The organism is Microbispora sp. NPDC046933 (assembly GCF_040644635.1).
In the GTDB taxonomy this organism is placed as follows: Bacteria; Actinomycetota; Actinomycetes; order Streptosporangiales; family Streptosporangiaceae; genus Microbispora.
Genome location: NZ_JBEYWW010000010.1, coordinates 262,600 through 274,112, shown reverse-complemented (window position 1 = coordinate 274,112; position 11,513 = coordinate 262,600). Strand labels below are relative to the sequence as shown.

5 protein-coding genes are annotated in these 11,513 nt (G+C 62.3%); 2 read left to right on the top strand and 3 right to left on the bottom strand.

The window, feature by feature from the left end:
* Positions 1-170: 170 nt before the first annotated feature.
* Both ABZ857_RS16440 and ABZ857_RS16435 read left to right on the top strand, forming a co-directional pair.
* Positions 171-1,676: an ATP-binding protein gene (locus ABZ857_RS16440; protein WP_357043602.1), complete on the top strand. Its 1,506-nt coding sequence runs from the start codon at positions 171-173 to the stop codon at positions 1,674-1,676.
* Positions 1,673-3,631 (top strand): Druantia anti-phage system protein DruA, encoded by a 1,959-nt coding sequence (locus tag ABZ857_RS16435; protein WP_357043600.1) that lies wholly within the window; start codon positions 1,673-1,675, stop codon positions 3,629-3,631. Before ABZ857_RS16440 ends, ABZ857_RS16435 begins: the two co-directional genes overlap by 4 nt.
* Before the next feature lie 25 nt (positions 3,632-3,656).
* Here the strand turns inward: ABZ857_RS16435 and ABZ857_RS16430 are convergent, their stop codons facing one another.
* The 3 genes from ABZ857_RS16430 to ABZ857_RS16420 are packed head-to-tail and all read right to left on the bottom strand — an operon-like array spanning position 3,657 to position 11,379.
* Positions 3,657-4,886: a PD-(D/E)XK nuclease family protein gene (locus ABZ857_RS16430; protein ID WP_357043598.1), complete on the bottom strand. Its 1,230-nt coding sequence runs from the start codon at positions 4,884-4,886 to the stop codon at positions 3,657-3,659.
* Positions 4,883-10,450: a DEAD/DEAH box helicase gene (locus tag ABZ857_RS16425; protein ID WP_357043596.1), complete on the bottom strand. Its 5,568-nt coding sequence runs from the start codon at positions 10,448-10,450 to the stop codon at positions 4,883-4,885. The genes ABZ857_RS16430 and ABZ857_RS16425 overlap by 4 nt, the downstream gene beginning before the upstream one ends.
* Positions 10,447-11,379 (bottom strand): hypothetical protein, encoded by a 933-nt coding sequence (locus ABZ857_RS16420; RefSeq protein ID WP_357043594.1) that lies wholly within the window; start codon positions 11,377-11,379, stop codon positions 10,447-10,449. Before ABZ857_RS16420 ends, ABZ857_RS16425 begins: the two co-directional genes overlap by 4 nt.
* Positions 11,380-11,513: the final 134 nt, after the last annotated feature.

Here is an 11,513-nt window from a genome sequence, read left to right as displayed (position 1 = left end):
TCGAGCGTCAGATGATCGAGAAGAGGCAATCGTCAACGGCCCTGCTGAGGGCCGCTGTGGCATAGGACCGTCTCCACGCTTTCAGGGGATTGACAGCGGATCACAGTCACCTGTGTATCCAGGTCCGGATCACCCTGTTGCCAAACGATCTACTTCCCAGGTGGCCCTCTGTGCAGCTACTCTCGACCCAGGAACTTGAGCAAGTCATGGGAGAAGCGATGGGCCGACAGACGCACCGCAGGGACGACCTTGTGGTCTCCTCCAACTTCGTACGCGCAATCCGAGAGTCGGGCTACGTCAGCCTCTCGACCGCCCTCGCTGAACTCATAGACAACTCGCTCCAGGCATCCGCAACGCAGGTCGAGGTCACTATCAAGCGTCCCACCACAGGCAGCCTTCCGGAGATTCGTGTAGAGGACAACGGGGAAGGCATGTCGCGCCCCCAACTGGAGGCATGCCTCCGATTTGGTGGCTCGTCACGCTTTGACGAGCGGCAGTCGTTCGGTCGGTTTGGCATGGGCCTGCCTGCTGCATCCCTCAGTCAGGCTCGGCGTGTCGAGGTAACCTCCTGGCAGGACGGACAGACGGCAAACCAGGTCTTCTTAGACGTCGACGCCATAGCCGTCGGCACCTCGGTTGATCTTCGTGCGCGGCCACAATCTGGCAACACCACAGGGTCAGGCTGCCTGGTGGTCTGGCGAAACTGCGACCGCATAGAGTACCGGCGTCTCGCGTGGCTCGAACGCGCCCTGCGCCGCGATCTCGGACGCATGTACCGGCGCTTCCTGAGCAACGGTGACCTCGCCCTGACCATCAATGGCAGGCAGGTCGATCCGATTGATCCCCTGCTGCTTTCAGCGGAGGTTGAGGGGCACAGCGCACGCCTCGCCTTCGAGCCGCTCCGCTACGAACTCGCAGCGTCCTCGGGTGAGACGGCCTTCGTCACAGTTCGGTTTGCGATGCTGCCGGTTCAGAAGTGGCATCATCTGGATAACATGACCAAGCGACGCTTCGGCATCGTAGGCGGGGCAGGTGTCTCCATCCTCCGTGCCGGCCGAGAGATCGCAACCGGTTGGCACCTGATGGGCGCGAAGCGAAAAGAGAACTATGACGACTGGTGGCGCTGCGAGATTGAGTTCGATCCGACTCTCGATGAGCATTTCGGCATTACCATCAACAAGCAGGGCATCCGACCTTCTGAGGTGCTCCAGGAGGCCCTCGGTCCGGAATTGGAGTCCATTGCCCGGCTGTTGAACTCGCGCGTGCGCCACGCATTCGAGGAGGTCAAGTTTCAAGCGGCGACAGAAACGTCCTGTCGGATAGCGGAGGCCGCGGATGTTGACTTGCCCATCATCCGTACGGCTGGAAAAGGCTCGGGTGCCCTGAGCTATCGAATCGAATCCAAGCAACTTCCGGTAGAGACGATGTTCATCTCGGCCCTGAATCGGCGCACGCTCGACGTAACGCTGAACGTGGACCACCCCGCCTTTGCAGCGTTGTATCGCCCCCTCCAGACGCTTAGTGACGAGGCAGCCAGAGAACTGCGCATTGCACTCGAGCTTTTCCTCCTGTCCCTAGCCCGAACCACAACGCTCCTGGATCGCGACGGCCATAACTGTGCCGCTCTCCTGCAACTGTGGAGCAAGACCTATGGACGGATGCTCCAGAAGTCATGAATCAAGACGCCATACTGCTGCCTCTCAACCTTCCGGCCGGCGCCTCTCGTCAGGAACGGCAAGGCTTTGCCCGGCTCTGCGCCCTACTTGCGAACGCTCCGGAGGGAGCCGCGCAAGACCACGACCACTGGATTAAAAGCGCCAAAATCAAGAATCTGTACGACCAACCTCTGCTCGCAGCAGCAGCTCATGTCGCTATCGATCTGGTGCTTCAAGGCTGGACAGTTAGCATCAGCAGGTACAAGGCATTCTTCGCTCCTCCCTCGGTACACAGTAACCGCGCGGCCGAGAAGGCCCGGATCCGACGCCAGGAGCTCCTCCGTCGCGATGAGCAGCTTAGGAAGGGCAGCGTTCGGAAATTTGTCGAGAGCATGGAACGCACGCATCAGCATGGCGACCAGTTAGTTTCCGTCTTTAATCTGATGCGCGACGGCCGAGAGTTGGTGGAAGCGCTTCAGCGCGCCGGTGCATCCGCGGAGGTCATCAAGCCCTACGTTCAAATTGTCGACTCCTCGATCTGCGAACTGACCGGTTTCAAGCTCCACGACATCTGGCGATACTTTCGCCACACGTGGTCCAATGCCTATGCGACCGTGCCCGGCCGGTCGATGCCGATCCTAATCCGGGACGCAGCCACCGAGTTTCACGCCGTGATCGGACTTGCGGCGATCTCCAGCCCGGTCGTCCAGATCGCTGAGCGCGACCAATGGATAGGCTGGGAGACCGATCAATTCCTCGAGCAGGTGCGTGCTAAGCCCACCGACGATATCGCCTGTTGGTTAGCGCAGCGGATCAATGCTCAGCAGAGCGAGATATATGTCGACGATCTTCTTCGGGAAGGCATTCTCCAACCGACCGACCTAACGACGCCCACCTCGGAGGTGCTTGCCCGGCTGCGGGCGGACGCTGAGCGACACCGTCAGAGGCACCACCAGACCAGCACGATCCGCGAGGTCCGCAACCTCAAGCACGATGCGTGGGCGGATCGCGCTATGACAGACCTGTTTCGAAGCAAGCGTTCGTCGGCGCTTGCTGAGGCCCTGGAGATCGGTATCTTGCTCGGCGCATATCTCTCCCCGCCTACGGCCGAAGCACTCACCAAGGCCTTTTCGGATCCTAAGGCTCGTGTGCAGATGCGTCGAGTGGTGCGTCGCGCACGAGGAGAGCGAGTCGGCACCGTCATTGCCGACCTCACCGTCTGCGGCGCGGTGGCGCCCTACAACGCGCTTGCGGCGGGGAAGCTGGTGGGGGCGCTGGCCGTCTCGCCCCGGGTACTGGCCGCTTACCGTGAGAAGTACGCGCGCCCAAGTGAGATCGCGTCGGCAATGGCCGGTCGTCCAATCCTGCGGGAGACTCGCCTCTCCTTCGTCGGAACCACGTCGCTCTACGGCACCGGTTCAAGCCAGTACAACCGGCTGTTCTGGCCCGCCGAGGTCATGGGGGGCAAAAGCACCACTCGTATGGGCTTTCATGAACTCGGACGATCACGCTCGTTCGGAACCTCTCACTTCTCCGAAGAGACCGTCGACGCGCTCGTCCGACTTTCGGCGCTGAGCGGGTCGGTCGTTCGGGTCAACGGCCTGTTCGGCGAGGGTGTCAGTCCTCGGCTGCGCAAGGTGCGGCTAGGGCTCGCTGCACTCGGATGGCCAGCCGACGAACTACTCAGGCACGGACGCGAACGCATCCTCTACGGCGTTCCACTGGTCGAAAACCTGCGGGACTACTCTCTCGGCATCGCTCCGGAACCGAAGTACCTGCTGAATCCCGAACTACCCGAAGCGGACGCCAAGGTCGCCGAGTGGTGGCTCCAGCGCTGGTGCCGGCAGAGGGCGATGCGCCAGGACGTTCTTGAGTCCATGCGTTCCCACCGGTTGGTCCGCCCGGTGCGGCACGGCGCCCGCGTGCCGCTGCCCGCCGGAGACGAAATGCTCGAAATGCTTCCTATCGTGACCTAACAATCGAGCTCGCGCCGAACACCCACTAACCCTCGCTGTTGGTCAGGACGAACACCTCGGATGCTGCGGTTAGCGTCGCCACGGGTGCCCTCACCTCGGGATCGTCGTCGAGTCGCAGATTCAGCAGGCGAATGCGACGACCAGGCGGGAGTACGCGCATGGTCGCCGCTGCCCGCAGCAATAGCGTCCTCTGGCCGGTGCGTTCGCTGAGAAGCCACCAACTATGCGCACCGTTCTGGGGGCCGACAACACCCTGGTAGTCGAACCAGGTTCCAAGAGAAAGCGGCTCGGCTTCCGGCGTCTGCTCCCAGTAGGCGTTGCAGAGTTGCCGTACCTGGCAGAGTGCACACTTCTGCTTGCTTGGAAGGGCCCTCGGCACGGACGCGACCAACTCGGCCTCTGCAGCGGCGATCCGCCGCCTCACGGTTTCCTCCAGATCCCGCAGTTGGGTATCTCCCGGCGCAGTTACCCTGATCTCGCGACTTGGATAGGCAGCGGTCAACTCGGTCGCGGGCCTCCGCTCGGGGTTAGCGATCCGGTCGAGGTCCCACAACAGCGCGTAAAGCCGAAGTTGGTCGAGGTGACTCGGATCCTCGACGCCGGTCTTGTAATCGGTGATGCCCACACGGTCCTGGGTAACTGTGAGCAAATCGACGCGGCCCATTAGCCGTAGCGTCTCCGCAACCAACGGGATCTCAGGATGCGCACCCAGTCCCGCAGGCCTTCGACCCGGTCCCGCCGACGTGCGGGGATCAGCCTGAGGGCCGGTGGCGCGCGGAGTCGCAGGAAGGACGGTCCGGCTCAAATATGCCTGCACTTGGGCGCGTGCGTGAGGCACGCGGTCCCGGAGTTCGACACTGAGGCGCTTCATTCGATCACCGTCCAGGCGAGGATTTCCCTCCAGCAAGGCCAGCCGATCGCGCATCGCCGTCTCCACAACAGCTGTGATGCCGCCGAGGCTGCGGAGGACCTGGACTGCCTCAGCGGTCCGAAGCGACGTGCATTGAGCTGCCACCAGCTTCTTGACGATGGTCTCGAGCGCCGCATGTACGACATCTCCGAAGAGCGCCGCGGCGGCAGGAAGTCGGGGGTAGCCGCGCTGCCCCCAAAGCTCTGGATACTCCGCCCGCGACAACATCCACCGTCGCGGACAAGCTTCCATCTCCTGCAATGAGGAGTAGCTCCAATATGCGGGTCTTGTTGGCAAGACCGCCTCGGACGCCTTGATGCCGGTGGTGAACGTGTTCTTGCTCACGTCAGCGCCTGTTGAACTAGTTGGCTAGCGAACGGCAGATTGCGAGAGATCACCATGTCGTCGATCAGCCTCACCGGGACGCTGCCGTACTCATTGGCATCGCGTAATTGATCGGTCGGTGCCACGTCAGGGGTCAAGGGACCATGCACGCCGAAAATCCACTGCTGGCTGCCACGCGTCGCGAGAATGGGCGCGATGACCGACCCGATCCCTTCGATTTCAACCGTGGCGCTTCGCTCGAACAAGGTGCCATTGATCCTTCGGCCCTTGAGGTCCTCGAAGAGCCTGTTCGCCGACCGCTCAAGCCGCTTCTCGTCCAAGGCTGGTAAGGTCCCGTGGATCAGGTAGCGCAGGAGACTGGCGCCAACGTGCCGGTCGAGCAGGTTGTGCTCGAATCGGTTGCGGAAACTGCGCAGACAGCGGTAGCAGGACTCATCGCAGTTGGCCGGGCAGTCCTCGAGGCGTTCCAGCGTCCGCTCGAAAATCTCCATTCCATAGTCGTTGACCCGGCGGGTGAACCCGGCGCCGCCAGCGAGCGTGTCGTACACGTAAATTTCGGCCTCGAGACCGTCGCCGCCCAGCGGAGTTAGCGCAGGTCGGTACTCTGCTTGCAATTCGGTCGCCTCGATGTCCAGCTTCCGGGTCGCGGCAATCGTGAGTGCCTCAGCTATTGAGCGCAGCGCGATATGCGTTGAGAGAAACGCCGGCCTGAGCGTGATAGGCGCCGCCACCTTCAGACGAACCAGGAGCACGTCGGAGATGAAGTCGGTGCCTAGCACCAGGCCCCGTGTCGAGGCCGAGCCGGGGCAATCCGGCTCCTTCTCGTCGGGGTACGGCTTCTTGTGCGTTCCGATCACCACGCTCGACGCAGTGGCGGTCGGTTCGATCAGCCCGCAGCGAATGCAGTAGGTGTATCCCTCGCTGCGCGGGCCGGTATTGGTAACGAGCAGGGTCTCGCGGCGGTACGTCTGCTCCAGGCGATCGGTGACACGCTGCCAGGCACTCTCCTCGGTCGGCCCAGGCGCCATGAGCTTCGCACGCGTGGCGTAACTGACCGCGGGCGCGTCGTCGGGGCTTGTGCCTGGGTCCTTATTGGCTGGGTGCGCAAATCCTGACGGGCGCATCCAGTTCTTAGCCTTGCCGAACCTGCCCTCAGCGGCGCAAGCCGGACAGTCGCGCTCCTCCCCGCGTTCGGCCTGGTCGTAGGGGAAGTGCTTGGCGTAGTGGCAGATCTGGCACTCGAAGTAGAGCAGTTTGTCCCGCCAGGCTTGAAAGCGCTCCTTCTGGACCTGCGCGTAGATTGCCCCTGAGGTCCACTCCTTGTTGTCGATCCACACCACTTTGCCTGGCGCGTACTGGCTGAGCGCCACGGGGAGGCCCTGACTCGGCGCATAGCGGAATTCGGGCTTGTATGGCGTCGATCGATCGAGATCGAAGACGTGGAAAGCAACGACATCCGTGGGAAACGCGTAGCGCGGCAGTACACCCTTGTACAGCAGTCGGTCGAGCAGGTTCTTTTGACTGCGCCGGACACTCGGCTCCTCGGCGCCGTCCTCGGCCGGACCCTCTGCTTCCACCTCATTGGGCTCAGGAGGAGCATCAACCTCGGAGGTAGCCGGGAGGTCACCATTGAGATCTAGGTCAAGGGCCTTGTCGATCTCTTGGAGTGTCCTCGTGACGACGCCTTCAAGAACGGATTCGCGATCGGCCTGGCTTAGTTCATCGGGGAGCCACGACGCAACCTCCTTACGGAGCACACTCTCCCTGGCTTTCAGCCACTCTTCCAGGTCCGTCCGGTTCAGCGGTGAGGTCGTCCTCACGAATGCCTGGACAGTTCCGAGGACCTCGAAAAGCTGCGGCTGTTTGTCCGGGTCGATCGCCGGCAGCCGATCCTGGTGATAGCGCTGCAGCAGGTACGCGATGACGTGGCGCCGAGCGATCTCCTCATTGTCCATCGTCAGCACTGGGTCTTCCACTTTCCCTCGGATCATGAGCTCCGGCTGACGGAAGTAGTGGTCATCGTGCGTGTCAGCGCTTCCAAAGGCCAGCACGGTCGCGACTGCATTGCCCCGACGACCCGCCCGACCTGCACGCTGCTGATAGTTGGCGCGGGATGGTGGCATGTTGCGAAGAGCGACGCCGGCCAGGCTGCCGATGTCGATGCCTACTTCCATTGTTGTCGTGCAGGACAGAACGTCAATGGCGGCGCGTGTCTGCTCTCCCGTGCGAGGCAAGGCGAGGTCGACATCCTGGAACAGCAATTCATGCTCTTCTGCCTTAGAGAACACGGCACCGGACTGGGCAGCATTGAGCTGCGCCGTGTGCTCGGCAGCGATAATGCTCATCGGCGGCTCAGGCGAATCGCTTAGAGCCCGAACCGCACTGGCCCGGTAGTAGCCCTTGCGGGCTTGGAAGACCGCGTCGGTGTCGGGATTGAGCGTGCGGACCCGTTCGGCACCGCAATTGACGCAGTGGGTTGTGCCAGGAAACGGTCGCTGCGTAAAGCGGCATCGCATGCAATAGCCCCACGGACCCTCGATTTCGAGGGCAATATTCGCGGCTAAGAGCCGGAATTTACTAGCGACTGGTTCGCAAAACGTTCTCAGTAACGTCGGAAGCCAGCTATTCCTGAACATCTTTTTAGCCGGGCTCGAACTAAGCCAACGCTCAATCGATTGAAACTTACCCGTATGCGGTTTGACACCGCCTTTCGTCTTCCACCAGTCCCCGTCAGTCATCGTCGGGAACCAGATTCCACGGCTGGGAGTGCTCCACTGTGCCAGCCACAATCGCACGAGAGCGAGTTTGGCCTCGGCGCTGGTTGCGATACCTTCGATGTCCGGCAACTCTCGCAGCAGCACGCTGGTCAGATTGTCCCGTTCGCGGAGGGAGGCGAGGCCCAGGGACGACAACCCGTAGTACTTATCTGTCAGCGTTGTGTACATTGCCCGCAGCAGCGACTGCGGCGGCGGGGCTGTAGTCAGGAGCGGCACCAGCTCAGCCACGTTGCCGTCGAGCGCGCCCTTGTCGATCGCCTGCGCGACCTCTTCCAAGGCATGGAGCGTTTCTGTCGGGCGCAGTTCCGGGCGAAGTCTCACGGAGAGCAGCCGCGCTCCGACCATGACGGCCAGGTACAACCGCTCCAAACTGAGGGAGGGCCTAAGTAGCGGTTGCTTCTCCAGGTCCCGCCACCCGCGCAGGATCAGGGGCCGAATAACGTCCCGCATCGAGTAACTCTGCAGATTGGGGGCCAGCCGTGCGGCGACCTGCCTGGAGTCGGAGAAAACCAGCACCTTCCGACCACGCAACGGCGCGAAATCAGTGTAGGGCTGTGCGCCTGGTGGCTGGACCTCGATCTGACGTGTCACCAGGGCTTGGAACGGCTGGTCACCCTTCGTCTGGTGATCCTGCACTGATGACCGGCCAAAGCCAGCGAGTTGCCCGCAGACACCGCAGGGTTTGAATTCACCGTTCGCCTCGGCCTCTTCCTCCTCATCGTCGTCGTCACCCTTGACGGACTGTCCTCCCCGAAGCCGAGGAATGAAGAGGCTGCGGGTGCGAGGGCCTAGTTCTTCCGGGTTGAGCCGGCCGGTGACCAGATCGAGGTCGGCAGGCTCGACATTAACCGCCAACGGCTCCTCGAGCAGTAGGTCGAGGGGCTCGAGTTCCGGGATGAAGCCCGACGCGGACTGGAACGCTCCCCCCGGCTCGTGCCACAGATCTGATGGCTCGAGGACATTATCCGTATAGGCCCGCGCGTAGGCAGAGCCACAGTGTCGGCATGTGTACAACTCGAAAACCCTGGCGCCACAGCTACAGGTTGCCTGCGGTTGTGCGTAGAGCTTTCCAACCGGCCCCGGCAGCGGGTGCGCCTGCCGGTCGACTTCTGAACAGTGGGGGTCGAGGCACGCCCAGAGGCCCGGCAGACCGCGAAAGAACGCATGCACGCGACATGGAAGCAGACCTGCGTCATCTGTCGACTGGCGCGCTGCGCTGCCCAGCGCCACGAGTGTAGAAATGGCCCTATCGGCAAGCTCCGTCTCTACCGTTGGGAAGATGAGCGCACCCAACTCGTTGACTGGCTGTGCTTGCTTCATCGTCTCGTTAACCAGCAGGTTCATTGGGCCGAAGGCCCTTAGCGCGTCGTGCAGGAGTTCGCCGACCGTAGCGCCCTCCATGACGGTCACCTGGCGGTAGTCCAAAAGCTTTTGAACGGCAGCGATGCGAGCCTCGTCACCCTCACCGTCGTAGAAGGAGTGCATCGGTACCGAAGCGAGAGCCTGTGCGTCCTCGCGGCTGCCCGTGTCGGCCAGTTCCCGTAGCGCGGGGCGACCCTCCACGGCCTTGAAGTCGGCCTCGGACTTGCCGCTCAACTGCGCGGCGAACTTACGCGCATATTCAGCACTGGCGAAACTCGCACTTGTGCAGATGACCTGCAGCCGGTCTGGGCTAATCCCAAGTCGTGCGCGAAGGCGGCGCAGCAGGAGTGCGACCTCCGCGCCGGCCGCACCCCGGTAAAGATGCGCCTCATCGACGATCAAGAGGAACTTCTCGTCGGGGTTGGTTTCCAGCCAGGTCCGCGTTGCATCGAACACCGGCCGCTCGAGGGGGCGCATCAGCATGTATTCGAGCATCGAGTAGTTTGTGATCAGGACGTCTGGAGGTGCCTCCAGCACCTCGTGACGCGTCAGCAGTTCAGGGTCATCGGGCTTAAGGACAGCTCGGACAAACTCGCCAACCTTGTTCTTCCAGCGGGAACCTTTCTCGCCATACCAGGCCTTCAGATCCGCCTTAGCCGGCCACTTTCCACGGGACCGCAGCTTAGCTATGAGAGCTGCCGCATCGTCGTGATGCGGCGACGAAGGGTTGGCCGCCTCGTCAATCAGTAGGATGTAGAAGTCCTCAATCGAGCGCAGCCGCTCCTGGTCCTTTTCGACCTTGCGCACGCCCGGGTACAACGTTCGGCTGGTGTAGCGGGCGAAGCGGGCTGGCCGACCGGCCCATGCGCTGAACTGGGCGGTGACACGTGGATCACCCAGCAGGAGTCGAAGACGACCCAATTGGTCGTTCACCAGCGCGTTCATCGGATAGAGAATCAAGGACCGGACGGCCGGGGCCGCAAATGACTTGGGCTTGTGCGCAGCCTCTGTCGCAAGCTTTGCCAGCATCGGCAGGAGGAACGACTCCGTCTTTCCTGAGCCAGTGCCAGTGGTGACCACAAGGCTGAGGCCATCACGGCCAGTCCACTCAAGCGCCTCGGCTTGGTGGGTGTAGGGCGGGTCATACAGCAGCGGGCTCAGCCTGCCTACACATGTCGTCAGGCTGTCGAAGAGCGTCTGGACGGCAGCGTCGATCTCTAGATCGGCAAAACGCCGGTTCGTCTGGTAGCGGGGAGTGCTCTCGATGAAAGGCGCGCGAAACAGCACCCCCTCCTGCTCGAGCAGCGCACGACGCTGCTCGATCAAGGTGGGATGGCCCACGTGATAGGTGGCCTCGATGTAGTCCCGAAGGGCAGCCTGGATCTTGATGACCGTCTCCGCGATCGTAGGCGCTTCCGCTCTCACGCTGCCTCTCCCTCTTGCCTGATACGCATCCACAGCATGTCAGCGAAGAACGCCAACAACTCGACGATTGCCGACATTGGTACCCGATAGGAAATCAAGGCTCCTCTCGCCCGTGAGACAGGGGCCCCCGCGAGTTCGAGGTAGCGCTGTGCCCAACCCGGCACGGGCCCGAACAGGTCCAGAACGCGGCTCCCGTCCCCTTCTGCATCGGACCTGAGGCGCAGCAACTGCGGCCGACCAGCGACGGCATCAATGGCCGCCTGCAGTCGCCATGCCTCGTCGCATCCGGGGGCAGCAGGGTCATCGACCGGCAGATCGACAAGCGCGCTAGGCACGCCGTTTTTGACACGTACCAGGCACCATAGGTCGGCACCGTAGGCCTGCGGTCGACGCGCGACGAAATCCCCAGAGTCGCCCTCTGCAGGTAGCCGCCAGCGGGCGCGGTAATAGCGAACAGACGTCTCCGGGTCGATAATTTTTAAGCCAGCGATATGACCAGACTCCGCTGCCCGGTCCAACCGCTGATGCATCACGTCAACAACAGCGGGCGCGCTCTCCAGGCGGGGATGCTTGAGCCAGTGGGAGCGGTGGATCTCATGCAGGCCAACTGCACGCAGTCGGGCAGCCGCCACCTCCATGTCGATTTCGAGTAAGCGCGCGTGGCTCTCGTAGTGCATCTTTGCACCCACCGACTCGTCAACAAGCGACGCGCCGTTAGGGCGTACGCCAAGCAGAAGGTACTGCCCGGGCGCCTTCTCGACGTATGAGGGTGGCCCCAGGTAGAGCTGTCGTCCTCCACGTTTCCCCTGGTGAGGAAGTTCAACCAGGTCACCAATCGACACCAAGAGATCCAACTGCTCCGCTACCAAGTCACGGCTGACCATGGACGACTCGTCGAGCGTAGTGACGGCCTCAAGCACGGCTTCCACAAGTTGACGAGGCGCCGCTGGACATAAGAACGAAGCCGCACGGCGAAGGGAGGCGCAGATCGCCTCTGTCGAAAACAGGTCTGTTGTCGTTTCACCCAGCCCCAAGGCATGGACTGCGCGTTCGGCGGCCTCTC